This window comes from Streptomyces corchorusii (assembly GCF_001514055.1).
Taxonomy (GTDB): domain Bacteria; phylum Actinomycetota; class Actinomycetes; order Streptomycetales; family Streptomycetaceae; genus Streptomyces; species Streptomyces olivaceoviridis.
On record NZ_KQ948360.1, the window covers coordinates 183773 to 208840 of the forward strand.

Consider the following 25068-nt stretch of genomic DNA (forward strand, 5'->3'; position numbering starts at 1 on the left):
ACGAGGTTAGCCCGTGGCGCAGAGCGAGGTGGAGACATGTCCGTTCGATGAGACGAGATCACCGGGACGTGGGCTTGTGGGGTTGTACGACGATACGCGCGGGCCTGTGGAAAACGTGGGGTGACTGTGCGTGAGCGGATGCATCCTGGACGCATGACGGATCGAGCGGGTGGTGCGGGGGCGGCCCAGGGAGCCGGGGCCGGGGCTGGGGCCGGGGATGCGCGGGGTGCCGGGGCCGACGGCGCCGGTGTGGCCGAGCTGGCCGGCGCGCTGCGCGGGGCCGTGCGCGGCGAGGTCGCCTTCGACGCCACCGCCCGCGCGCTGGTCACCATGGACGCGTCCAACTACCGGCGAGTGCCCCTCGGGGTCGTGGCCCCCAGGGACGCGGACGACGTGGCCGCCGTGCTGGAGGTGTGCCTGGCGCGCGGGGTGCCCGTGGTGGCGCGGGGCGGCGGCACGTCGATCGCCGGGCAGGCGACCGGCACCGGCGTGGTGCTGGACTTCACCCGGCACATGAACGGCCTGCTGGAGCTGGACCCGGGCAGCCGTACGGCCGTCGTGCAGCCGGGGCTCGTGCTCGACCGGCTCCAGGAGGCCGCCGCACCGCACGGGCTGCGGTTCGGCCCCGACCCGTCCACGCACAGCAGGTGCACGCTCGGCGGGATGATCGGCAACAACTCCTGCGGCTCCCACTCGGTCGCCTGGGGCACGACCGCGGACAGCGTGCGGGAGCTGTCCGTGCTCACCGCGCGCGGGCAGCGCCTGCGGCTCGGTCCGGGCTGGGCGGGCGCCCCGGCGGGGCTCCGGGAGCTGGCCGAGGGCGAACTGGCCCGGCTCCGCACGGGTTTCCCGGACCTGCCCCGCCGCATCTCCGGGTACGCGCTGGACGCACTGCTGCCGGAGAGGGGCGCGGACGTCGCCCGCTCCTTCTGCGGCTCGGAGGGCACCCTGGGCATCCTCACCGAGGCCGTGGTCGGCCTGGTCGAGGCTCCGCGCGCGCGTGCCCTGGCCGTGCTGGCGTACACCGACGAGAGCGCCGCCGCCGAGGCCGCCGCGGGCCTGCTGCCGCTGCGACCGCTCACGGTGGAGGGCATGGCCGCCGACCTGGTGCCGGCCGGAGCGGGGCTGCCGGCGGGAGGCGCCTGGCTGTTCGTGGAGACCGGCGGGCGGACGGCGGCGGAGGCACGCGCGCGGGCGGAGGAGATCGTGCGCGCCGCCGACGTCGTGTCCGCGCTGGTCGTCACCGACCCGGCGGACCAGCGGGCCCTGTGGCGCATCCGCGAGGACGCGTCCGGCACGGCCACCCGGATGCCGGACGGCACGGAGGCCTGGCCCGGCTGGGAGGACTGCGCGGTGCCACCGGCCCGGCTCGGCGGCTACCTGCGCGACTTCCGCGCCCTGCTCGCCGACCACGGCCTGCGGGGCACGCCGTACGGCCACTTCGGCGACGGCTGCATCCACGTCCGCGTCGACTTCGACCTGCTCACCGGGGCCGGTGTCGGCCGCTTCCGCCGCTTCTCCGAGGAACTGGCCGACCTGGTGGTGGCCCACGGCGGCTCCCTCTCCGGGGAGCACGGCGACGGACAGGCCCGCGCCGAACTGCTGCCCCGCATGTACGGCGAGGAGACGGTCCGGCTGTTCGAGCGGGCCAAGGCGGTCTGGGACCCCGACGACCTGCTCAACCCCGGCATGCTGGTCCGCCCGGCCCCGCTGGACGCGAACCTCCGCTTCTCCGTCCTGCCGAGCCGCCCGGTCGACGTCGCCTTCGGCTACCCGGCGGACGGGGGCGACTTCGCCGCGGCCGTCCGCCGCTGCGTCGGCGTCGCCAAGTGCCGCACGACCACGGCGGCCGGCCCCGCCGTGATGTGCCCCTCCTTCCGCGCCACCGGCGAGGAGGAGCACTCCACCCGCGGCCGGGCCCGGCTGCTGCACGAGATGCTCGCGGGCGAGCTGATCACCGACGGCTGGCGCTCCCCGGAGGTCCGGGACGCCCTCGACCTGTGCCTGTCCTGCAAGGGCTGCCGCTCGGACTGCCCGGTCGGCGTCGACATGGCCACCTACAAGGCGGAATTCCTGCACCACCACTACGCCGGCCGCCGCCGCCCCGCCGCCCACCACACCATGGGACGGCTCCCGGAATGGCTCCGCTGGACCGCCCGCACACGGATGGCTCCGCTGGTCAACGCCCTGACCCGGGTGGGCCCGCTGGCCGCCCTCGGCAAACGGCTGGCCGGCATCACCCCGGAACGGCAGATCCCCCGACTGGCGACACAGACGTTCACGGGGTGGTGGCGCAGCCGGGGCCCTGCCGGGGGCACCGGCCCTGCCGGGGGGCTGTCGGCTGGGGGCGTGGGGGGCCTGCCCGTGCCGGGTGCCGGTGATGTGGCTGCGCAGGGCGCGGGGGGCGTGTCCGCATCGGGCGCGGGGGGCCTGCCCAGGCCGGGTGCTGAGGATCTGCCCGCATCGGATGTCGGCGACGTGCCCCCGCCGGGCGCCGGGAACCTGGTCGTTCTCTGGCCGGACACCTTCACCGAGTACCTGGCGCCGTCCGTCGGCCGGGCCGCCGTGCGGGTGCTGGAGGCCGCCGGGCTGCGCGTGGCCCTGCCGCCGACACTGCTGCTGCGCCGGGGAGCGATCGCCGACGGCAGGACCAGGGCGGCGACCGCGCTGCTCGCGGCCCGCCGCGCCCGGGTCTGCTGCGGACTGACCTATGTCTCCACCGGCCAGCTGGACCGCGCCCGAACCGTCCTGCGCCGCACGCTGGACCTGATGGAGCCGGTGCTGCGGGCCGGGGTCCCCGTCGTCGTCCTGGAACCGAGCTGCGCCGCCGCCCTGCGCACCGACCTCCCGGAGCTGCTGCCCGACGACCCGCGCGCCGCCCGGCTGTCCGCCGCCGTCCGCACCTTCGCCGAGACCCTGGAACGGCACGCCCCGCACTGGACCCCGCCCGCCGTCGGCCGCTCGGTCGCCGGCCAGACCCACTGCCACCAGCACGCGGTGCTCGGCGACACCGCCGACCGCCGGCTGCGCGACGCCGCCGGCCTCACCGGCGACCTGAGCGGGGGCTGCTGCGGCCTGGCGGGCAACTTCGGCTTCGAGAAGGGCCACTTCGAGGTCTCCCGGGCCTGCGCGGAGGAACAGCTCCTGCCCTCGGTACGGCAGGCCCCGCCGGACACGGTGATCCTGGCGGACGGCTTCTCCTGCCGCACCCAGCTGGAGCAACTCGGCGGAGTCCGGGGCCGGCACCTGGCGGAGGTGCTGGCGGACGCGCTGGATTCCCCGGCGGGGGGCGCCGGATGAGCGAGGACGAGGAGTACACCCGCCTGGCGGTCCTCTCCGACGTCCACGGCGTGCTGCCCGCCCTGGAGGCGGTCCTGGCGGAGCCCGAGGTGGCCGCCGCCGACCGGATCGTCCTCACCGGGGACATCACGGCGGGCCCCCAGCCGGCCGAGGTACTGGACCTGCTGCGCGAGCAGGGCGACCGGGTGCTGTGGATCGGCGGCAACGCGGACCGGGAGCTGGTGGAGTACCGGCGGGGCGAGCGCGCGGAGATCCCGGACCCCATCGGCCCGTACGCCGCCCGGGCGCTGCGCCCGGACCAGGTCGACTTCCTGGCCGCCCTGCCGCGCACCCGCACCCTGCGCGTGCGCGGTCTCGGCCCGGTCCTCTTCTGCCACGCCACCCCGCGCGACGACGAGGAACTGGTCCTGGTCGACTCGCGCCCGGCCCGCTGGACGGAGGTCTTCGCCGGCCTGCCGCCCGGCATCGGCACGGTCGTCTGCGGCCACACCCACATGCCCTACGTCCGCCTGGCCCACGGCCGCCTGGTGGTCAACCCCGGCAGCGTCGGCATGCCCTACGGCCGCCCCGGTGCCCACTGGTGCCTCCTCGGCCCCGGCACCGACCTGCGCGTGACGCCGTACGACATTCCGGCCGCGGTGGCCCGGCTGACCCGGGAGTGCGCCTACCCGGACATCGCCGCGTGGGCCGACTACTTCCTGTACGCCCGGGCGACGGACACGGAGGTGCTTGAGGTGTGGGGGCCGAAGGACGGGCGGGACGCTTCGTAGGGTGAGGACACCCGCGATCTCCACGGACGTCGGCGGCATCGTCGTCGACGCAGCGGCATCGTCAGCGGCACAACGGCATCGTCATCGACGCAGCGGCACCGTCAGGCGGAACAGCGCCACCGTCACGGAACGCCGGCGTCCTCATCGTCGTAGCACCGGCCTCACCGTCGTAGCACCGGCCTCGCCACCGGGACCGGCCCCGTCCCCGAAGGAGCCCCGCCCATGTCGCTCACCCTCCGCCCCCTCACCCGTGCCGAGCACCTCGCCTTCGTGGCGGAGCGGCCCTCGGTCAGCCATATGCAGGTGCCGTCGTGGGGGGACGTGAAACCCGACTGGCGGGCCGAGAGCCTGGGGTGGTTCGAGGCGGACGGCCGGCTCGTGGGGGCCGGGCTGGTGCTGCTGCGGCCGTTGCCGAAGGTGAAGCGGTACCTGGCCTACCTGCCCGAGGGCCCCGTCATCGACTGGGACGCGCCCGGCCTGGAGCGCTGGCTGGAGCCGATGCTGGCCCACCTCAAGGGCCGCGGCGCCTTCTCGGTGAAGATGGGGCCGCCCGTGGTGGCCCGGCGGTGGAGCCCGGAGGCGGTCAAGGCCGCGATCGCCGACCCCGGAGCGCACCGGCTGGGCGACGTACCGGCGACGTCCCGCGGGCCGGGTCTCGACCTCGCCGAGCGGCTGCGCCGCATGGGCTGGCGGCAGGCCGGGCCCGGCGGGGAGGAGGGGTTCGCCGCCGGGCAGCCCCGGTACGTGTGCCAGGTCCCGCTCGGGGACCGCTCCCTGGAGGACGTCCACCGCGGGCTCAACCAGCAGTGGCGGCGCAACATCAAGAAGGCCGAGAAGGCGGGTGTGAAGATCGTCCGGGGCGGCCCGGAGGACCTGCCGGCCTTCTACGGCCTCTACACCGAGACCGCCGAACGGGACCGCTTCATCCCGCGCCCCCTGCCGTACTTCCAGCGCATGTGGGCCGCGCTCACCGCGGAGCACCCCGACCGGATGCGGCTCTACCTCGCCCACCACGACGGGGACGTCCTCGCCGCGGCCACCATGCTGATCGTCGGCCGGCACGTCTGGTACTCCTACGGCGCCTCCACCAGCCGCAAGCGCGAGGTGCAGCCCAACAACGCCATGCAGTGGCGGATGATGTGCGACGCCCATGAACTCGGCGCGGACGTCTACGACTTCCGGGGCATCACCGACACCCTGGAGGAGTCCGACCATCTGCTCGGCCTGCTCCGCTTCAAGGTGGGTGCGGGCGGTGAAGCCGTCGAGTACGTGGGGGAGTGGGACTTCCCGCTGAACCGGCTGCTGCACAAGGCGTTCGACATCTATATGGCCCGCCGCTGAGGTCGCTCTCAGCTTATTCGCCGAACTCCCAGCTTTTCCCAGGGGATTCACAGCGCCCCTTTGCCATTTTTGCCGTTCGGCGCCCGGAGAAGCGTGTAACTTCTTCGGTGTCGGGTTCCGGACGCGGAATTCAGCACCACAGGAAAAGCGCGACACAAGGAGTCCAAATGAGCTTCAAGAAGCTTGCCCCGCTGCCCTCCAAGCCCAAGACGAAGCAGCTCCCGCCGGCGCCGAAGCCGAAGCCCAAGAAGCACGCGCACAAGCCGCTGCCCAAGCCGGTGGCCGGCCGGGACCAGTGATCGGGCGCTGAGCCGGAAGGGGTCGACGGTGCACCGTCGACCCCTTTTCCTCTTCCTCTGGGAAGGTGATTCGGAAAGGATTTCTGATGGCTGACGAGGGTGAAGAATTCGAGCACGAAACACCCATCATTGCCGCCCGTGCCGCGTTCCGCCGTTTCTGGCCGCTGACGAAGGGGCTCAGGAAATGGCTGCTGGTCGTCTGGCTGTGCACCGTGCTCGCCGCGCTCGCGGAGACCGAGGCCATCCTGTTGTTCGGCGATCTCACCGACCACGCCCTCCAGCAGGGCTCGCTCGCCGCGTTCTGGAGCCCGGCCGTGAAGTGGCTGGCGATCGCGGTGGCCGGCGCGCTCGTCGCGTACGCGGGCAACTCGCTGGCCGCGTGGGCCACCGAGCGCTTCGTGATGCGGCTGCGCGAGCACGTCTTCGACCACGTCCAGCAACTGCCCCCGCACTTCTTCCAGCGGCACCGCCAGGGCGATCTGCTCTCCCGGCTGACCAGCGACGTCGAGGCGATCGAGACCATGGTGGTGTCCGGCCTGGTCGGCGCCGCCTCGGCGGCCTTCTCCGCCCTCTTCTACGCCGTCGCCGCGTTCTGGCTGCGCTGGGACCTGGCCGCCGCCACCTTCGTCCTCGCCCCCCTGTTCTGGCTGGCCGCCCGCCGCTTCTCCGGCTCCATCAAGGACGTCTCCCGCGAGGGCCGGGTCGCCGACGGCGCGATCACCTCCGTGGTGGAGGAGTCCCTCGGCAACATCGTGCTCACCCAGGCGTACGACCGCCGGGACGCCGAGCGCCGCCGGCTGCGCGAGGAGGCGAACGCCTGGTTCCGTGCCTCCGTCCGCTCCACCCGTCTGAACGAGGCCTACGAGCAGCTGGTCCAGGTCATCGAGACGGTCTGCGTGCTCGCCGTGATCGGCATCGGCGCCTGGGAGATCTCCACCGGCCGGATGACCCTCGGCCGGCTCCTGGCCTTCGCCGCCTTCCTCGGCTACCTCTACCCGCCCGTCCGCGGTCTCGCCCAGCTCGGCCTCACGGTCACCGCGGCCACCGCCGGCGCCGAACGCCTCATCGAGATCCTGGACGTGCGCCCCTCGGTCACGGACCCCCGGCACCGCGCGCAGGCGGGCCGCCCGGACGGCTCGGTCGAGGTGCGGGACGTCTCCTTCCGCTACCCCGGCGCGGAGACGACCGCCCTGGAAGACCTCTCCTTCTGCGTCGGCCCCGGCGAGCTGGTGATCGTCACCGGCCCGAGCGGCGCGGGCAAGTCCACGGTGTCCAAGCTGCTGCTGCGCTTCTACGACCCGGACCGCGGAGAGGTCCTCCTGGACGGCGTACCCCTGCGGGACTTCCCGCTGGCCCGGCTGCGCGAGTACGTCACTCTGCTCCCGCAGGAGACCCTGGTGCTGCACGACACGGTGCGCGCCAACATCGCCTGCGGCCGGCCCGGCGCCAGTGACCAGGCGATCGAGGAGGCGGCGAAGGCGGCCGACGCCCACGACTTCATCCTGCGGCTGCCCGACGGCTACGACACCCGGGTCGACCCCCACTCGGCCCGGCTCTCCGGCGGCCAGCTCCAGCGCCTGGCCATCGCCCGCGCCATCCTGCGCGACGCGCCCGTCCTGGTCCTGGACGAACCGACCACCGGCCTGGACGCGTTGGCCGCCCGCCGGGTCGTCAAACCCCTCCGCCGCCTGATGGCCGGCCGGACGACGATCATGATCACGCACGACCTGAACCTCGCTCCCGACGCCGACCGCATCCTCGTCGTGGACCGGGGCCGCATCGTGGAGACCGGCCGCCACGACGAACTCCTCGCCCGGGGCGGCGCCTACGCCCGGCTGCACCGCTCGCAGAACAACGCGGTGCTGGACACGGGAGAGCTGCGCATGCCGCTGTGGGAGGAGCAGCGGACACCGGCGCCGGTGTACCCGTACGAGTACGGGCAGGGGCAGGGGTACGGGAACGGGTACGCGTACGGACATGAGGCGTACGCCCAGACGCCCTCGGCGGCATACGCCCCGGCAGCCCACGCGCCCCCGGCCCTGCCGGACGGCCGTCCACAGTTCCGTGACGAGGAGGCGTGGCCGGGCGGCTGATCCCAGCATCCGGGACAGTGCCGTCAAGGGTTCACGCACCTGTCGGAGTCCATTACCCTGGACCTGGTAGTACATCGAGATGCACGAATCCGATCAAGCCCAGGACCGCTCGTGACCGCCCCGCTCAGCACCACCACGCCGACCCCGGCCACCTCCGGCGACGGCAGGCGTCCCTCCGCCCCGCGCGGCCCGCTCCGCTCACTCGGCTCACTGGGGCCCGTCGGGCTGGTGCTGGCCGGTGGCATCTCGGTCCAGTTCGGCGGCGCGCTGGCGGTCACGCTGATGCCGAGGGCCGGCGCCCTGGGCGTCGTCACCCTGCGCCTGCTCGCGGCGGCCGTCGTCCTCCTGCTGGTCTGCCGGCCCCGGCTGCGCGGGCACTCCCGGGCCGACTGGGGCACGGTGATCGTCTTCGGTATCACCATGGGCGCGATGAACGGCCTGTTCTACGAAGCGGTCGCCCGTATCCCGCTGGGCCCGGCGGTCACCCTCGAAGTCCTCGGTCCCCTGGCCCTGTCCGTCGTGGCCTCCCGCCGCGCGATCAACGCCCTCTGGGCCGGCCTGGCCCTCGCCGGCGTCTTCCTGCTCGGCGGCGGAGGCTTCGGCAATCTGGACCCCACAGGTGTCGGCTTCGCCCTGGGTGCGGGCGCCATGTGGGCGTCCTACATAGTCTTCAGCGCCCGTACGGGCCGCCGCTTCCCGCAGGCGGACGGGCTGGCGCTGGCCATGGCGGTCGCGGCCCTCCTCTTCCTCCCCCTGGGCATCGCCGAGGCCGGCACCCGGCTCCTGAACCCCACCACCGTCGCCCTCGGCTCGGCGGTGGCCCTGCTCTCCTCGGTCCTGCCCTACACCCTCGAACTGCTGGCCCTGCGCCGGCTGCCGGCCCCCACCTTCGCCATCCTCATGAGCCTGGAACCGGCCATCGCGGCCACGGCCGGCTTCCTGATCCTCGGCCAGTCCCTCACCCCCACCGAGGCCGCCGCGATCACCCTGGTCATCGCGGCGACGATCGGCGCGGTACGCACCCAGACGTCCCGGACGAAGCCCGTCCCGCGGGCACCGGAGGCCTGACGCCCGGCGGCCGCCCGGTCCACGAGAGCCGCTCATCCTGCGCGTCCCGCCCCTCTCCCGCACACTCCTGTGTGGGGCCTGAAGGGGCGAAGAAGGACGGAAGGCGGATCTCGTGACCGACGCTCGTGACACCGACACCAACCCGTTGAGGGTCACCGCCCGGGGGCGGGCCGTCCTCGCCGACCCCCGGATCAACCGCGGCACCGCCTTCACCGAGGAGGAGCGCCGCGCCCTCGATCTCGTCGGGCTGGTCCCACCCCGCGTGCTCACCCAGGACGAGCAGGCCGAACGCGCCTACGGCCAGTTCCGGGACCAGGCGGGCGACCTGGCCAAGAGCGTCAATCTGACCGCGCTGCACGACCGCAACGAGGTGCTGTTCTACCGGCTCGTCGGCGACCACCTCGAAGAGATGCTGCCCATCGTCTACACCCCCACGGTGGGCACGGCGATCCGCCGCTACAGCACGGAGTACCGACGCCCGCGCGGGGTCTACCTCTCCGTGGACGCCCCCGGCGACATCGAACGCTCCCTGCGCGCGCACGGCCTCGGCGCCGACGACGTCGACCTGATCGTGGCCACCGACGGCGAGGGCATCCTCGGCATCGGCGACTGGGGCGTCGGCGGGATCGACATCGCCGTCGGCAAGCTCGCCGTCTACACGGCCGCCGCCGGCATCGACCCGCGCCGCACCCTGCCCGTCATGCTCGACGTCGGCACCAACCGCCAGGAACTCCTGGACAACCCCCTCTACCTCGGCAACCGCCACCCGCGCGCCGACCGCGACACCTACGACGCCTTCATCGACGCCTACGTCACCACCGCGACCCGGCTCTTCCCGCACGCCCTGCTGCACTGGGAGGACTTCGGCACCGCCAACGCCCGCCGCATCCTCGACCGCTACCGCGACCAGGTCTGCACCTTCAACGACGACATCCAGGGCACCGGCGCCGTCAACCTCGCCGCCGTCCTGTCCGGCGTCCGCGCCACCGGCACGCCCCTGCCCGAGCACCGGATCGTCGTCTTCGGCGCCGGTACCGCCGGCATCGGCGTCGCCGACCAGCTGCGCGACGCCCTGATCGCCGAGGGCCTGTCCGCCGAGCAGGCCACCGCCCGCTTCTGGTGCGTGGACCGGTACGGCCTGCTCACCACCGATCAGGGCGACCAGCTCCGGGATGTCCAGAAGCCGTACGCCCGCCCCGCCGCCGAGGTCGACGGCTGGCGCCGGGACGAGAACCTGCCCGGCATCCCGCTGGACGAGGTGGTCCGCCGGATCCGCCCGACCATCCTGATCGGCACCTCCGGCCAGGGCGGCTCCTTCACGGAGGAACTCGTCCGCGAGATGGCCCGGCACACCGAGCGTCCGATCATCCTGCCCATGTCCAACCCGACCGACCTCGCCGAGGCCACCCCCGCCGACCTGCTCGACTGGACCGACGGCAAGGCCCTGGTGGCCACCGGCAGCCCGTTCGCCCCGGTCGAGCGGGACGGTACGACGTACGAGATCGGGCAGGCCAACAACGCGCTGGTCTTCCCCGGCCTCGGCCTCGGCGTGATCGTCGCCCGCGCCTCCCGCATCACCGACCGCATGCTCCGCGCGGCGGCCGACGCGGTGGCCCGCCGGACCGGGGACACGGAGGTCGCCCGCGCCGACGCACCGGTCCTGCCGCCGATCCGCGACCTGCGCGCCACCTCGGAGGCGGTCGCCGTGGCCGTGGCCCGCGCGGCGGTGGAGGAGGGCGTCGCCCGGGCCGGCCTGGACGACGTCGAGGCGGCGGTACGGGCGGCCCGGTGGGAGCCGGTGTACCCGCCGGTGGAAGCGGTGTGACCGCCGGTCCGGGCGGAGCGCCGGCCGGTCCGCCCGGACCGCCCTCCCCGGGGCACCGGCCCTGTCGGCTCGTCAATTCATGCAAGCACGCTTGATTGTTTCTTCCGCCGCTGCCATGCTCCCCCCATGGCCGACCCGACGCCCGTCATCGACGACCTGCGTGCCGAAAGCGGTGAACTCGACCGACTCGTGGCCGAGTTGAGCCCTTCCTCATGGGCCCTGCCCACCCCGGCACCCGGCTGGACCGTCGCCCACCAGATCGCGCACCTCGCTTGGACCGACCGCTCGGCCCTGCTGGCCGTCACCGACGCCGACGCCTTCCGGACGCTGGTGGAGAAGGCGCTCGCCGCACCCGGCTCGTTCGTGGACGAGGGAGCGGAGGAGGGCGCCGAACTGCCGCCCGCCGAACTGCTGGCGGCCTGGCGCGGCGGGCGCACCGCCCTCGACCGGGCCCTGCGCGACGCACCGGCCGGTGCCCGTTTCCCCTGGTACGGCCCGCCCATGTCCGCCGCCTCCATGGCCACGGCCCGGCTCATGGAGACCTGGGCCCACGGGCTGGACATCGCCGACGCCCTGGGTGTGGTGCGCCCACCCACCGACCGGCTCCGGCATGTGGCCCGGCTCGGGGTGCGGACCCGTGACTTCGCTTTCGGCGTGCACGGACTGACCCCGCCGGACGAGGAGTTCCGGGTGGAACTGACCGCGCCCTCCGGTCAGGTGTGGGCGTACGGCGACGAGCGCGCCGCCCAGCGGGTCACCGGCCCCGCCCTCGACTTCTGCCTCCTGGTCACCCAGCGCGCCCACCGGGACGACCTCGCGCTGACGGCCACCGGCCCGGACGCCGACCGCTGGCTCGGCATCGCCCAGGCCTTCGCGGGCCCGCCCGGCACCGGCCGCCCGCCGAAGGGGGCCGGCCGGTGAACCCGCTGCGCATCGGCAACTTCTCCGGCTTCTACGGCGACCGCGCGGACGCCCTGCGCGAGATGCTCACCGGCGGCGAGGTCGACGTCCTCACCGGTGACTACCTCGCCGAACTCACCATGCTCATCCTCGGCCGCGACCGGCTGAAGGACCCGGCCGCCGGGTACGCCCGCACCTTCCCGCGCCAGCTGGAGGACTGCCTGGGCCTCGCCCACGAACGCGGCGTGCGGATCGTCACCAACGCGGGCGGCCTCAACCCGGCCGGACTCGCCGACGAGATAAGGAGGTTGGCGGACCGGCTCGGCATCCCGGCGCGGGTCGCGCACGTCGAGGGCGACGACCTGACCGCCGCCCACCCCGGCGCCCTCGCCGCCCACGCCTATCTCGGCGGCTTCGGCATCGCCGCGTGCCTGCGGGCCGGCGCCGACGTGGTGGTCACCGGCCGGGTGACGGACGCGGCGCTCGTCACCGGCCCCGCCGCCGCCCACTTCGGGTGGGGGCCGGCGGACCACGACCGGCTCGCCGGTGCCGTCGTCGCCGGGCACGTGCTGGAGTGCGGGACCCAGGCCACGGGCGGCAACTACGCGTTCTTCGGCGAGGGGGACGTACGGCGTCCCGGCTTCCCGCTCGCCGAGATCCACGCCGACGGCACCAGCGTGATCACCAAGCACCCGGGCACCGGCGGCTTCGTGGACGTGGGCACGGTCACCGCGCAACTGCTGTACGAGACCGGCGGCGCCCGGTACGCCGGACCCGATGTCACCGCCCGGCTGGACACCGTACGGCTGAGCCAGGACGGACCGGACCGGGTGCGGATCGAGGGGGTGCGCGGGGAGGCGCCGCCGCCCACGCTCAAGGCCGGGATCAACCGGCTCGGCGGCTTCCGCAACGAGGTCGTCTTCGTGCTCACCGGACTGGACATCGAGGCCAAGGCGGCCCTGGTGCGGGAGCAGTTCGCCGACGCGCTCGCCAAGTCGCCGCCGCGGGAGGTCCGCTGGGAACTGGTGCGCACCGACCGGGCCGACGCGGACACCGAGGAGACGGCCAGCGCGCTGCTGCGGCTCGTCGTACGGGACCCGGACCAGCGGGTCGTGGGGCGGGCGCTCAGTGGGGCCGCCGTGGAACTGGCCCTCGGCAGCTATCCGGGCTTCCATGTGCTGTCCCCACCCGGAAATGGCGCCCCCTATGGGGTCTTCGAGGATGTGTATGTGCCCCATGGGGACGTCGACCATATGGCCGTCCTCCACGACGGACGCCGTGTCCCCGTGCCGCCGCCCCAGGACACCCGGCCCCTCGACACCGTGGTGCCCCCGCCCCTCCCGGACCCCCTCCCGCCCGGCCCGACCCGCCGGGCGCCCCTCGGCCTGGTCGCCGGGGCGCGCAGCGGGGACAAGGGCGGGAACGCCAACGTGGGGGTGTGGGCGCGGTCGGACGAGGCCTGGCGGTGGCTCGCCCGCACCCTGACCACCGACGCCTTCCGGCGGCTGCTGCCCGAGACCCGCGACCTGCCCGTCACCCGGCACGTGCTTGCGAACCTGCGCGCGCTCAACTTCGTCGTCGAGGGCGTCCTCGGCGCCGGCGTCGCCGCGCAGGCCCGCTTCGACCCGCAGGCCAAGGCCCTCGGCGAATGGCTGCGCTCCCGCCACCTGGACATCCCGGAGACTCTGCTGTGACGGTTCTGCGGACCACTGTCGACCCCACCGCCCCCGACCACCGGGCCCACCGCGAGGCCATGCTCGCCAAGCTCGCCGCGCTGGAGGCCGAGCACGCCAAGGCGCTCGCGGGCGGCGGTGAGAAGTACGTCCAGCGGCACCGGGGGCGCGGCAAGCTGCTGTCCCGCGAGCGCATCGAGCTGCTGCTGGACCCCGACACCCCGTTCCTGGAGCTGTCCCCGCTGGCCGCCTGGGGCAGCGAGTACCCCGTCGGCGCCTCCCTCGTCACCGGGATCGGCGTGGTCGAGGGCGTGGAGTGCCTGATCACCGCCAACGACCCGACCGTGCGCGGCGGCGCCAGCAACCCGTGGAGCCTGAAGAAGGCCCTCCGCGCGAACGACATCGCGCTCGCCAACCGGCTGCCCTGCATCAGCCTGGTGGAGTCGGGAGGAGCCGACCTGCCCTCCCAGAAGGAGATCTTCATCCCCGGCGGCGCGATCTTCCGCGACCTCACCCGGCTCTCCGCCGCCGGCATCCCGACCATCGCCGTCGTCTTCGGCAACTCCACCGCCGGCGGCGCCTACATCCCCGGCATGTCCGACCACGTGATCATGGTCAAGGAGCGCGCGAAGGTGTTCCTCGGCGGGCCGCCGCTGGTGAAGATGGCGACCGGCGAGGAGAGCGACGACGAGTCGCTGGGCGGCGCCGAGATGCACGCGCGCGTGTCCGGCCTCGCCGACCACTTCGCCCTGGACGAGCCGGACGCGCTGCGCCAGGCCCGCCGGGTCGTGGCCCGCCTCAACCACCGCAAGGCCCACCCGGACCCCGGCCCGGCCGAGCCGCCCCGGTACGACCCGGAGGAGCTGCTGGGCATCGTCCCCGGGGACCTGAAGATCCCGTTCGACCCGCGCGAGGTCATCGCCCGGATCGTGGACGGCTCCGACTTCGACGAGTTCAAGCCGCTGTACGGCACCAGCCTGGTCACCGGCTGGGCGGCCCTGCACGGCTACCCCGTCGGCATCCTGGCCAACGCCCAGGGCGTCCTGTTCAGCGCCGAGTCGCAGAAGGCCGCCCAGTTCATCCAGCTGGCCAACCAGCGCGACATCCCGCTGCTCTTCCTGCACAACACCACCGGCTACATGGTCGGCCGGGAGTACGAGCAGGGCGGGATCATCAAGCACGGCGCGATGATGATCAACGCGGTCAGCAACAGCAGGGTCCCGCACCTGTCGGTCCTCATGGGCGCGTCGTACGGCGCCGGGCACTACGGCATGTGCGGCCGGGCCTACGACCCCCGCTTCCTGTTCGCCTGGCCCAGCGCCAAGTCCGCCGTCATGGGCCCGCAGCAGCTCGCCGGCGTGCTGTCGATCGTCGCCCGGCAGTCGGCGGCGGCCAAGGGACAGCCCTACGACGAGGACGCGGACGCGGCCCTGCGCGCCATGGTGGAGCAGCAGATCGAGTCCGAGTCGCTGCCCATGTTCCTGTCCGGGCGGCTGTACGACGACGGCGTCATCGATCCACGCGACACCCGCACTGTCCTCGGCCTGTGCCTCTCCGCCCTGCACACCGCCCCCTACGAGGGCGCGCGCGGCGGCTTCGGCGTCTTCCGGATGTGAGGGATCCCGTGATTTCCAGTGTGCTCGTCGCCAACCGGGGCGAGATCGCCTGCCGTGTCTTCCGCACCTGCCGTGAGGGGGGAATCCGGACGGTCGCGGTGCACTCCGACGCCGACGAGAACGCGCTCCACGCGCGTGTGGCCGACACGGCGGTACGGCTGCCGGGCGCGGCGCCCGCCGAGACGTACCTGCGCGGCGACCTGATCGTGAAGGCGGCCCTGGCGTCCGGCGCCGACGCCGTCCACCCCGGCTACGGCTTCCTCTCCGAGAACCCCGGCTTCGCCCGCGCCGTCCTCGACGCCGGCCTGGTCTGGATCGGCCCGCCCCCGCAGGCCATCGAGGCCATGGCGTCCAAGACCCGCGCCAAGCGGCTCATGGGCCTCGCCCCGCTCGACCCGGCCGCCGTCACCGGCGCCGACCTGCCCGTCCTGGTGAAGGCGGCGGCCGGCGGCGGGGGGCGCGGGATGCGGATCGTGCGCCGCCTGGACGAGCTGGGGGCCGCCCTGGAGGCCGCGCGCGCCGAGGCCGCGAGCGCCTTCGGCGACGGCGAGGTCTTCGTGGAGCCGTACCTCGAACACGGCCGCCACGTGGAGGTGCAGATCCTCGCCGACACCCACGGCACCGTCTGGCCGCTCGGCACCCGCGACTGCTCCCTCCAGCGCCGCCACCAGAAGGTCGTCGAGGAGGCCCCGGCGCCCGGACTCACCACGGCGCTCGCACAGGAGCTGCGCACGCTGGCCGTGCGCGCCGCCCGCGCCGTCTCCTACGTCGGCGCGGGCACCGTCGAGTTCCTGGTCGCCGACGGCCGCGCCCACTTCCTGGAGATGAACACCCGCCTCCAGGTCGAACACCCCGTCACCGAGGCGGTCTTCGGCCTGGACCTGGTCGCGGAACAGATCCGGATCGCCGAGGGCCACGCCCTGGAGAGCGAGCCCCCGCGCGCGCGGGGCCACGCCGTCGAGGCCCGCCTCTACGCCGAGGACCCCGCCCGTGACTGGGCCCCCCAGACGGGCACCCTGCACCGCCTCGCCGTACCGGAGGGCGTCCGCCTGGACACCGGCTACACCGACGGCGACACCATCGGCGTCCACTACGACCCGATGCTCGCCAAGGTCGTCGCCCACGCCCCCACGCGCGCGGAGGCGGTCCGCAGGCTCGCGGGCGCGCTGGAGTCCGCCGCGGTCCACGGCCCGGTCACCAACCGCGACCTGCTCGTACGCTCCCTGCGCCACCCGGAGTTCACCAGCGGACGCATGGACACCGGCTTCTACGACCGCCACCTCGACGCCCTGACCGAGCCCACGTCCGACGCCCACGCCCCCCTGGCCGCGGCCCTCGCCGACGCCCACGGCCGCTCGCGCTTCGGCGGCTGGCGCAACGTCCCCTCCCAGCCGCAGGTGAAGCGGTACCGGATGGACGGCGAGGAGCACGAGGTCCGGTACCGGCACACCCGGCAGGGCCTGGCCGCCGACGGCGTCCGGGTCGTGCACGCGGAGGCGGGTCTGGTGGTGCTCGAAGTGGACGGCGTACGGCGGAGGTTCGAGGTCGCCCGGTACGGCGACCAGGTCCACGTCAACACCACCCGCCTCACCGCCCTGCCCCGCTTCCCCGACCCGGCGGACCAGCTCGCGCCGGGGTCCCTGGTGGCCCCGATGCCGGGCACGGTGGTCAGGATCGCGGAGGGGCTGACCGAAGGGGCAACGGTTCGGGCGGGCCAGGGCCTCATCTGGTTGGAGGCGATGAAGATGCAGCACCAGATCTCGGCCCCGGCGGCGGGAACGCTCACCGCCCTCCACGCCAAGCCGGGGCAGCAGGTGGAGCCAGGCACGGTGCTGGCGGTAGTCGAACCCACCTGAGGGCGCGGACAACCGCGCGCCCAGCCACGGATCCATCCGCAGCCCGAAGGAGTCCGATGACCACCCTCGTCGAGTCCGAAGAACACAAGGCCCTACGGTCGGCGGTAGCCGCCCTCGGCAAGCGCTACGGCCGCGGCTACCTCACCCGCACCGTCGCCGAGGGCAAGCCGCCCACCGAACTGTGGAGCGAGGCGGGAAAGCTCGGCTACCTCGGCGTCAACCTTCCCGAGGAGTACGGCGGCGGAGGCTGCGGCATAGCGGAGCTGTCCATCGTGCTCGAAGAGCTGGGCGCCGCGGGCTCGCCGCTGCTCATGCTGGTCGTGTCACCCGCCATCTGCGGCACGGTGATATCCCGCTTCGGCACGGAGGACCAGAAACGGCAATGGCTCCCCGGACTCGCCGACGGCACCCGCCTCATGGCCTTCGGGATCACCGAGCCCGACGCCGGCTCCAACAGCCACCGCATCACCACCACGGCCCGCAGGGACGGCGCCGACTGGCTGCTCACCGGCCGCAAGGTGTTCATCTCCGGGGTCGACATGGCCGACGCCGTGCTGATCGTCGGCCGTACCGAGGACGCCCGCACCGGACGCCTCAAGCCCTGCCTGTTCATCGTCCCGACGGACGCGGAGGGCTTCCGGAAACACCCCATCGACATGGAACTCAACGCGGCCGAGAAGCAGTTCGAGCTGGTCCTGGACGACGTACGGCTGCCCGCCGACGCCCTGGTCGGCGACGAGGACGCGGGGCTCCTCCAGCTCTTCGCGGGGCTCAACCCCGAGCGCGTCATGACCGCCGCGTTCGCCATCGGCATGGGCCGGTACGCGCTCGCCAAGGCCGTCGAGTACGCCCGCGACCGCACGGTGTGGAAGGCCCCCATCGGCGCCCACCAGGCCATCGCGCACCCCCTGGCGCAGGCGCACATCGACCTGGAGCTGGCCCGGCTGATGATGCAGAAGGCGGCCCTTCTCTACGACGCCGGCGACGACATCGGCGCGGGCGAGGCCGCGAACATGGCCAAGTACGCGGCGGGCGAGGCCTGCGTGCGGGCCGTGGACCAGGCCGTGCACACCCTCGGCGGCAACGGGCTCACGCGCGAGTTCGGGCTCGCCTCGCTGATAACGGCCGCGCGCGTGTCCCGTATCGCCCCGGTGAGCCGGGAGATGATCCTCAACTACGTCTCCCACCAGACCCTGGGCCTGCCCAAGTCGTACTAGGCGCCCTGTGCGAGGGGGAACCGTGTTCCGCAGCGAGTACGCAGACGTTCCGCCCGTGGAACTCCCCATCCACGAGGCCGTCCTGGGCCGGGCCGCCGACTTCGGCGACCAGCCGGCCCTCATCGACGGCACCGACGGCACCACCCTCACGTACGAGCAGGTGGACCGGTTCCACCGGCGCCTGGCCGCCGCCCTCGCCGAGACGGGCGTCCGCAAGGGCGACGTCCTCGCCCTGCACAGCCCCAACACGATCGCGTTCCCCACCGCCTTCTACGCCGCCACGCGCGCGGGTGCCGCCGTCACCACCGTGCACCCGCTCGCCACCGCCGAGGAGTTCGCGGGGCAGCTCCGCGACAGCGCGGCCCGCTGGATCGTCACCGTCTCCCCGCTGCTGGAGACCGCCCGCCGGGCCGCCGAACTCGCGGGCGGCGTACGGGAGATCCTCGTGTGCGACAGCGCCCCCGGGCACCGTTCGCTGACCGACCTGCTCGCCACCGCCGCCCCCGAGCCGGAGACCGGCATCGACCCTGCCGAGGACGTCGCCGCGCTGCCGTACTCCTCCGGCACCACCGGCACCCCCAAGGGCGTCATGCTCACCCACCGGCAGATCGCCACCAACCTCGCCCAGCTGGAGCCCGCCGTCCCGGCAGGACCCGGCGACCGCATCCTCGCCGTCCTGCCGTTCTTCCACATCTACGGCCTCACCGCCCTGATGAACGCGCCCCTGCGCAACGGCGCCACGGTCGTCGTCCTGCCGCGCTTCGAGCTGGAGACGTTCCTCGCCGTTATCGAGCAGCACCGCATCACCGGCCTGTACGTGGCCCCGCCGATCGTCCTCGCCCTCGCCAAGCACCCGGCGGTCAGCCGCTACGACCTCTCCTCGCTGAAGTACGTCATCAGCGCCGCCGCCCCGCTGGACGCCCGGCTCGCCGTCGCCTGCGCCGAGCGCCTGGGCCTGCCCCCGATCGGCCAGGCGTACGGCATGACCGAACTGTCCCCCGGCACCCATGTCGTCCCCCTGGACCGGCTGCGCGAGGCCCCCGCCGGCACGGTCGGCAGACTCGTCGCGGGCACCGAGATGCGGATCGTCTCCCTGGACGACCCCGGCGAGGACCTCGGCACCGGCGAGTCCGGCGAGATCCTGATCCGGGGCCCCCAGGTGATGAAGGGCTACCTGGGCCGCCCCGACGCCACCGCCGCGATGATCGACGCCGACGGCTGGCTGCGCACCGGGGACGTCGGGTTCGTCGACGCCGGCGGCTGGCTGTTCGTGGTCGACCGGGTGAAGGAACTGATCAAGTACAAGGGCTTCCAGGTGGCCCCCGCCGAACTGGAGGCGCTCCTGCTCACCCACCCGGACATCGCCGACGCGGCCGTCATCGGCGCGTACGACGAGGAGGGCAACGAGGTTCCGCACGCCTTCGTCGTCCGCGCCCCCACCGCCGACGGCCTGACCGACCACGACGTCCTGCGGTACGTCGCCGAGCGCGTCGCCCCGTACAAGAAGGTCCGCCGGGTCACCTTCATCGGCGCCGTCCCCCGCGCCACCTCCGGCAAGATCCTGCGCCGACAGCTCAGGGAGCACACATGACGGACCCGACCGCACTGATCGGCCGCACGCGCGCGCGTGCCGTCGAGACCCTCAGCCTGGACTCCACCGGCACCCGCAACGCCCTGTCCACCGCGCTCGTCACGGAACTCGCCGAGGCCCTGACCGACTGCGGCGCGGACCCGGACGTACGCGCCGTGGTCCTCACCCACACCGGTACGACGTTCTGCGCCGGCGCCGACCTGCGCGACCCGCCCCACCCGGACGCCCTGGTCGCCCTGCTCCGGCAGATCGTGGAGCTGCCCCGACCCGTCGTCGCCCGTGTCACCGGCCATGTCCGCGCCGGCGGCCTCGGCCTGCTCGCCGCCTGCGACATCGCCGCCGCCTCCACCGACGCCACCTTCGCCTTCACCGAGGTGCGCATCGGCGTGGCCCCCGCCGTGATCTCCCTGCCGGTGATCCCGCGCGCCGACCCCCGCGCCCTGGCCCGCTACTACCTCACCGGCGAGCGCTTCGGCCCGGCCGAGGCCGTGCGCCTGGGCCTGCTGACGGTGACCGCGGACGACGTCGACGACGCCCTGGCCCCCGTCCTGGACGGTCTGCGCAGCTCCTCCCCGCAGGCCCTGGCCGAGACGAAACGGCTGCTCACGGCTAGGGTGCTGGAGACATTCGACCGGGACGCGGCCGAGCTGACCGCGCTCTCGGCCCGGCTGTTCTCCTCCCCCGGGGCCCGGGAGGGGATGACGGCCTTCCTGGAAAGACGTGATGCGGCGTGGGTGGTGTGAGTACGACGGAACGGGAGCGCGTGCCCAAGCAGGACCGCAGCCGGGCCACCCGGCAGCGGCTCCTGGAAGCCGCCGTGGCCTGCCTCGCCGAGCGGGGCTGGGCGGGCTCCACGGTCGCCGTCGTGGCCGAGCGGGCCGGTGTCTCCCGGGGCGCCGCCCAGCACCACTTCCCGACCAGGGAAGACCTCTTCACCGCCGCCGTCGAGTACGTCTCCGAGGAGCGCTCCCTCGCGCTGCGGGCCCTGTTCCCGGACGGCGCCGCCGACCGCCGGGCCGTTGTGTCCGCCCTGGTCGACCTCTACACCGGCCCCCTGTTCCGGGCCGCCCTGCACCTGTGGGTCGCCGCCTCCGACGAGGAGCAACTGCGCCCGCGCGTCACCGAGCTGGAGGCCAGGGTCGGCCGTGAGACCCACCGCATCGCCGTCGACCTCCTGGGCGCCGACGAGTCCCGTCCCGGCGTCCGCGAAACCGTCCAGGGCCTGCTGGACATGGCCCGGGGCCTGGGCCTGGCCAACCTGCTCACCGACGACACCGCCCGCCGCGAACGGGTCGTCGCCCAGTGGGCGGCGCTGCTGGAGGAGGCGCTGGGCTGAGGCCGGGCCGTACCGGTCCGGCGTACCGGGTCGGGGATCGTGCCGGGGGGCCATCGCGGGGGCGCGTTACCCTTGGGCCCATGCTTCCGATGCTCGTTCGCCGCCGCCACGTGGACTACGTGCGCGTCACGAGCATGGGCTGTCGGCACCTCTCCGCCTGACCAGCCCCCTTCTCTCTTCCTCCCTTTTTCCGGCACCCGGGGGCCGCCACCACCCCCGGCGGTCACCCGTGCCCCGTACACCCCGCGGACGCATCATGACCACGCACACAGTGCCGTCGTACGACCAGCTCCCGATCATCGACCTGTCGGCCGCCGACGGCGGCCCGCGGGCGCGCGCCCGGCTCCACGCCCAGTTGCACAGCGCCGCCCACGACGTCGGCTTCTTCCAGCTCGTCGGCCACGGCGTGACCCGGGCCGAGACCGACGCGCTGCTCACCGCCATGCGCGCCTTCTTCGCCCTCCCCGAGGCCGACCGGCTCGCCCTGGACAACGTCGGCTCCCCGCACTTCCGGGGCTACACCCGCACCGGCGACGAGCGCACCGGCGGCGCCCGCGACTGGCGCGACCAGCTCGACATCGGCGCCGAACGCCCCGCCCGTGTCCCCGGCCCCGGCGAGCCGCCGTACTGGTGGCTCCAGGGCCCCAACCAGTGGCCGGCCGCGCTGCCCGGACTCCGCACGGCCGCCCTCGCCTGGATCGACAGGCTGAGCGAGGTCGCCCACCGGCTCCTGCGGGAACTGCTGACCGCCATCGGCGCCCCGGCCGGCTTCTACGACCCGGTCTTCGGCGACCAAGCCCACCCGCACCTCAAGCTCGTCCGCTACCCCGGCAGCGCGGACGACGGCACCGGCCAGGGCGTCGGCGCCCACAAGGACTACGGCTTCCTGACCCTGCTCCTCCAGGACACGGTCGGCGGCCTCCAGGTCCAGCGCGAGGACGGCCGCTTCCACGACGTGCCGCCCATCGAGGGCGCGTTCGTCGTCAACCTCGGCGAACTCCTGGAGGTCGCCACCAACGGCTACCTCCTGGCCACCAACCACCGGGTCGTCAGCCCGCCCGGCGCCACCGAGCGCTTCTCGGTCCCGTTCTTCTACAACCCCCGCCTGGACGCGCGGATCGAGCCGCTCCCGTTCCCGCACGCGGCCGAGGCCCCCGGCATCACCACGGACCCGACGAACCCCCTGTACGCCGAGTACGGCTACAACGAGCTGAAGGGCAAGCTGAGGGCCCACCCGCTGGTGGCGCAGAGGCACCACGGGAACCTGCTGACGCCGGCGTGAGCGGCCGGTCCGGGGCGCGGGCGACCACGCGCACCCGCGCCCCGGGCACCCCTCTCAGTGGGCGATGTCCGCGAACCCCTCGATGTCACGCGGGCTGCGCGGACCCGGCCCCACGTACCGGGCGGAAGGCCGCACCAGGCGCCCCGTCCGCTTCTGCTCAAGGATGTGCGCCGACCACCCGGCCGTACGGGCGCACGTGAACATCGACGTGAACATGTGCGCCGGCACTTCGGCGAAGTCCAGCATGATCGCGGCCCAGAACTCCACGTTGGTGGCGAGCACCCGGTCCGGCCGCCGGTTGTGCAGCTCCTCCAGCGCGGCCTTCTCCAGCGCCTCGGCGACCTCGAACCGCGGCGCCCCCAGCTCACGTGCCGTGCGCCGCAGCACCCGGGCCCGGGGGTCCTCGGCCCGGTACACCCGGTGCCCGAACCCCATCAGCCGCTCGCCCCGGTCGAGCGTCCGCTTGACGTACGCCTCCGCGTCCCCCGTGCGCTCGATCTCCTCGATCATCCCGAGGACGCGCGAGGGCGCGCCGCCGTGCAGCGGCCCGGACATCGCACCCACCGCGCCGGACAGCGCGGCGGCGACGTCCGCGCCGGTGGAGGCGATGACCCGGGCGGTGAAGGTGGACGCGTTCATGCCGTGCTCGGCGGCGGAGGTCCAGTAGGCGTCCACGGCCGCCACGTGCTTGGGGTCCGGCTCGCCCCGCCACCGGATCATGAACCGTTCCACCACCGAGTTCGCCTTGTCGATCTCGCGCTGCGGCACCATCGGCAGCCCCTGGCCGCGCGCGGACTGGGCGACGTACGACAGGGCCATGACGGCGGCCCGCGCCAGGTCCTCCCGGGCCTGCCCCTCGTCGATGTCGAGCAGGGGCCGCAGTCCCCACACGGGGGCGAGCATGGCGAGCGCCGACTGGACGTCCACGCGGATGTCACCGGAGTGGACGGGGATCGGGAACGGCTCGGCGGGCGGCAGGCCGGGGTTGAAGGCGCCGTCGACCAGCAGTCCCCACACGTTCCCGAAGGAGACGTGGCCGACCAGGTCCTCGATGTCGACGCCCCGGTACCGCAGGGCGCCGCCCTCCTTGTCCGGTTCGGCGATCTCCGTCTCGAACGCGATGACCCCTTCGAGCCCGGGTACGAAATCGGACATCAGGCGGCTCCTCGTGATGTGTGGGCGGCGGTCACCCCGGTGATGCCCCGATCTGCCGGTGGTCACCCGTGGTCAACCCAACCGCAAAGGGAGCAGCACGATAACCCCCGGTGCCGCAGTTGGGGATACCACGCGACACTGAGTGCCATACCCGTTCGATACGGCAAGATGACCGCGTGACCGACCGTGACCCGCTCCTGGATCCCGTCCTCGATCCCGCCGCCATGCGCAAGCAGTACCGGGCCGACGGCCTCGCCGAACAGGACCTCGCCACCCACCCGATGGACCAGTTCACCCGGTGGTTCGAGGACGCCGCCCGCGCGGCCCTGCACGGCACGCTCTACGAGCCCAACGCCATGGTCGTCTCCACGGCGGACGCCGAGGGCCGCCCCAGCTCACGCACGGTGCTGATGAAGCAGTACGACACCGAGGGCTTCGTCTTCTTCACCAACTACGACTCCCGCAAGGGCCGTGACCTGGCGGAGAACCCGCACGTCTCGCTGCTCTTCCCCTGGCACCCGCTGGCCCGCCAGGTCATCGTCACCGGCACCGCCCGGCGCACCGGCCGCGACGAGACCGCCGCCTACTTCCGCACCCGCCCGCACGGCTCCCAACTGGGCGCCTGGGCCAGCGCCCAGTCCACGGTCATCGCCTCCCGCACGGCGCTGGACACGGCCTACGCCGCGCTCGAAGCCCGCTACCCGGAGGACGAACAGGTCCCGGTCCCCCCGCACTGGGGCGGCTTCCGCGTCACCCCGGAGACGATCGAGTTCTGGCAGGGCCGCGAGAACCGCCTCCACGACCGCCTGCGCTACGTCGCCCAGCCGGACGGCACCTGGAAGGTCGAACGCCTCAGCCCCTGACCGGGGGGCCGGAGGAGGCGGGCGAGAACGCAGACGACCCGCGGGCTGGGTTCCTCAAGGAGGAGCCGGCCGGACGTACCGGCAGCCCGCGGGTCGGGTGACTGCTTGGGATTGGGCCGGCTGCACGCACTGTTCGCGTGCTGGTCCGGCACCGCACATGCTGTGGTGACGGGCCGCTAGCCCGCAGCCACCTCACGCGTCCGGTTCTCATACATCTGCCGAACCACCTCCCTTCTCGTGTAACCGACACCCTAAGAAGCCACCGCGACGGGCTCAACTGTTTTTTTCACGCGCCACCCGCCGGCCGGCACGGCGACTGGTAAAGGTGCACGCATGACGGATCTTCGAATAGCGGGTGTCGAGGGCGACGGGATGCTCGAACAGTGGCGGCACGTCCACAACGCGGTCGTCCCGCCCGCCGCGATGTCCGCGGAGGAGGCGCGCGAGCGGCAGGACCGGTACCGGCTGGCGAACGCGTACCTCGGCGAGGTGCTCGTCGGGTGTTCGACCGTGCGTCCGCCGGCGGGGGAGCGGCGGGTGGCGACGGTCATCGCGCGCGTGCTGCCCGCTTTCCGGCGGCGCGGCTTCGGCACGGCGATCCACGACGAGGCGCTGGCCCACGCGCGCGTGCTGGGCGCGGAGGCCGTCGAGACGTGCGTGCTGGCGGTCAACGAGGACGGGCTGCGGTTCGCCGAGCGGCACGGGTATGCGGAGATCGACCGGTACGTGCTCGACGGGGAGCGCGACGAGTGGGTGGACCTGCGGCTCCCACCGGGCGGCCCGGGGCGTTGACGGGGCATTGGTCCCCGCAATCTTGCGGGAACAGGGTGTGGGGTGTGTCACGTTCCAGTTGAATGAAGGGCAGTGAGCGAACCGAGCGCCG

19 protein-coding genes are annotated in these 25068 nt (G+C 73.6%); 18 read left to right on the top strand and 1 reads right to left on the bottom strand.

The window, feature by feature from the left end:
* Positions 1-249 precede the first annotated feature (249 nt).
* From AQJ11_RS26360 to AQJ11_RS26430, 16 genes are all read left to right on the top strand, one after another.
* On the top strand, positions 250-3300 hold the full coding sequence (locus AQJ11_RS26360) for an FAD-binding and (Fe-S)-binding domain-containing protein (protein ID WP_059264605.1): 3051 nt from the start codon (positions 250-252) through the stop codon (positions 3298-3300).
* The gene (locus AQJ11_RS26365) at positions 3297-4070 is read left to right on the top strand and encodes a metallophosphoesterase family protein (RefSeq protein ID WP_059264606.1); all 774 of its coding nucleotides are present in this window, start codon (positions 3297-3299) and stop codon (positions 4068-4070) included. The genes AQJ11_RS26360 and AQJ11_RS26365 overlap by 4 nt, the downstream gene beginning before the upstream one ends.
* 222 nt (positions 4071-4292) lie before the next feature.
* Positions 4293-5411, top strand: coding sequence for a lipid II:glycine glycyltransferase FemX (locus tag AQJ11_RS26370; RefSeq protein WP_059264607.1), 1119 nt, complete (start codon positions 4293-4295; stop codon positions 5409-5411).
* 167 nt (positions 5412-5578) lie between these two features.
* Positions 5579-5710, top strand: coding sequence for a hypothetical protein (locus AQJ11_RS52150; protein ID WP_014673363.1), 132 nt, complete (start codon positions 5579-5581; stop codon positions 5708-5710).
* Positions 5711-5796: 86 nt separating this feature from the next.
* Positions 5797-7803, top strand: coding sequence for an ABC transporter ATP-binding protein (locus AQJ11_RS26375; protein WP_059264608.1), 2007 nt, complete (start codon positions 5797-5799; stop codon positions 7801-7803).
* Positions 7804-7914: 111 nt separating this feature from the next.
* Positions 7915-8871, top strand: a complete 957-nt coding sequence (locus AQJ11_RS26380) for an EamA family transporter (RefSeq protein WP_014673361.1) — start codon at positions 7915-7917, stop codon at positions 8869-8871.
* A gap of 112 nt (positions 8872-8983) precedes the next feature.
* A complete protein-coding gene (locus tag AQJ11_RS26385) occupies positions 8984-10696 on the top strand; it encodes an NAD-dependent malic enzyme (protein ID WP_058080940.1) in 1713 nt (570 codons plus the stop codon).
* Positions 10697-10822: 126 nt separating this feature from the next.
* Positions 10823-11617 (top strand): TIGR03084 family metal-binding protein, encoded by a 795-nt coding sequence (locus AQJ11_RS26390; RefSeq protein WP_059264609.1) that lies wholly within the window; start codon positions 10823-10825, stop codon positions 11615-11617.
* On the top strand, positions 11614-13290 hold the full coding sequence (locus AQJ11_RS26395; RefSeq protein ID WP_059264610.1) for an acyclic terpene utilization AtuA family protein: 1677 nt from the start codon (positions 11614-11616) through the stop codon (positions 13288-13290). The genes AQJ11_RS26390 and AQJ11_RS26395 overlap by 4 nt, the downstream gene beginning before the upstream one ends.
* Positions 13287-14885 (top strand): acyl-CoA carboxylase subunit beta, encoded by a 1599-nt coding sequence (locus tag AQJ11_RS26400; RefSeq protein WP_059264611.1) that lies wholly within the window; start codon positions 13287-13289, stop codon positions 14883-14885. The genes AQJ11_RS26395 and AQJ11_RS26400 overlap by 4 nt, the downstream gene beginning before the upstream one ends.
* An 8-nt stretch (positions 14886-14893) precedes the next feature.
* A complete protein-coding gene (locus AQJ11_RS26405; protein ID WP_059264612.1) occupies positions 14894-16741 on the top strand; it encodes an acetyl/propionyl/methylcrotonyl-CoA carboxylase subunit alpha in 1848 nt (615 codons plus the stop codon).
* A gap of 56 nt (positions 16742-16797) precedes the next feature.
* Complete coding sequence (locus tag AQJ11_RS26410; RefSeq protein WP_059264613.1) at positions 16798-17958, top strand: acyl-CoA dehydrogenase family protein; 1161 nt, start codon at positions 16798-16800, stop codon at positions 17956-17958.
* A gap of 22 nt (positions 17959-17980) precedes the next feature.
* Complete coding sequence (locus AQJ11_RS26415) at positions 17981-19549, top strand: 4-coumarate--CoA ligase family protein (protein WP_059264614.1); 1569 nt, start codon at positions 17981-17983, stop codon at positions 19547-19549.
* Complete coding sequence (locus AQJ11_RS26420) at positions 19546-20292, top strand: enoyl-CoA hydratase family protein (RefSeq protein ID WP_059264615.1); 747 nt, start codon at positions 19546-19548, stop codon at positions 20290-20292. The genes AQJ11_RS26415 and AQJ11_RS26420 overlap by 4 nt, the downstream gene beginning before the upstream one ends.
* Complete coding sequence (locus AQJ11_RS26425; protein ID WP_014673352.1) at positions 20280-20885, top strand: TetR/AcrR family transcriptional regulator; 606 nt, start codon at positions 20280-20282, stop codon at positions 20883-20885. Before AQJ11_RS26420 ends, AQJ11_RS26425 begins: the two co-directional genes overlap by 13 nt.
* Positions 20886-21141: 256 nt before the next feature.
* The gene (locus AQJ11_RS26430; protein WP_059264616.1) at positions 21142-22167 is read left to right on the top strand and encodes an isopenicillin N synthase family dioxygenase; all 1026 of its coding nucleotides are present in this window, start codon (positions 21142-21144) and stop codon (positions 22165-22167) included.
* Between the two features lie 54 nt (positions 22168-22221).
* Here AQJ11_RS26430 and AQJ11_RS26435 read toward each other — a convergent pair whose 3' ends face one another.
* On the bottom strand, positions 22222-23322 hold the full coding sequence (locus tag AQJ11_RS26435) for a citrate synthase 2 (RefSeq protein WP_014673350.1): 1101 nt from the start codon (positions 23320-23322) through the stop codon (positions 22222-22224).
* Between the two features lie 176 nt (positions 23323-23498).
* Between AQJ11_RS26435 and pdxH the strand changes: the two genes are divergently transcribed.
* Together pdxH and AQJ11_RS26445 are read left to right on the top strand one after the other, a co-directional pair.
* Positions 23499-24185, top strand: coding sequence for a pyridoxamine 5'-phosphate oxidase (pdxH, locus tag AQJ11_RS26440; RefSeq protein WP_059264617.1), 687 nt, complete (start codon positions 23499-23501; stop codon positions 24183-24185).
* Positions 24186-24518: 333 nt separating this feature from the next.
* On the top strand, positions 24519-24977 hold the full coding sequence (locus tag AQJ11_RS26445) for a GNAT family N-acetyltransferase (protein WP_059264618.1): 459 nt from the start codon (positions 24519-24521) through the stop codon (positions 24975-24977).
* Positions 24978-25068 lie beyond the last annotated feature (91 nt).

Excerpts from the sequence above, each read along its gene's own strand:
- AQJ11_RS26375 (WP_059264608.1), top strand. The coding sequence starts at position 5,797 with ATGGCTGACGAGGGTGAAGAATTCGAGCACGAAACACCCATCATTGCC.
- AQJ11_RS26435 (WP_014673350.1), bottom strand. The coding sequence starts at position 23,322 with ATGTCCGATTTCGTACCCGGGCTCGAAGGGGTCATCGCGTTCGAGACG.
- AQJ11_RS26420 (WP_059264615.1), top strand. The coding sequence starts at position 19,546 with ATGACGGACCCGACCGCACTGATCGGCCGCACGCGCGCGCGTGCCGTC.
- AQJ11_RS26390 (WP_059264609.1), top strand. The coding sequence starts at position 10,823 with ATGGCCGACCCGACGCCCGTCATCGACGACCTGCGTGCCGAAAGCGGT.
- AQJ11_RS26365 (WP_059264606.1), top strand. The coding sequence starts at position 3,297 with ATGAGCGAGGACGAGGAGTACACCCGCCTGGCGGTCCTCTCCGACGTC.
- AQJ11_RS52150 (WP_014673363.1), top strand. The coding sequence starts at position 5,579 with ATGAGCTTCAAGAAGCTTGCCCCGCTGCCCTCCAAGCCCAAGACGAAG.
- AQJ11_RS26410 (WP_059264613.1), top strand. The coding sequence starts at position 16,798 with ATGACCACCCTCGTCGAGTCCGAAGAACACAAGGCCCTACGGTCGGCG.
- AQJ11_RS26370 (WP_059264607.1), top strand. The coding sequence starts at position 4,293 with ATGTCGCTCACCCTCCGCCCCCTCACCCGTGCCGAGCACCTCGCCTTC.
- AQJ11_RS26430 (WP_059264616.1), top strand. The coding sequence starts at position 21,142 with ATGACCACGCACACAGTGCCGTCGTACGACCAGCTCCCGATCATCGAC.
- AQJ11_RS26445 (WP_059264618.1), top strand. The coding sequence starts at position 24,519 with ATGACGGATCTTCGAATAGCGGGTGTCGAGGGCGACGGGATGCTCGAA.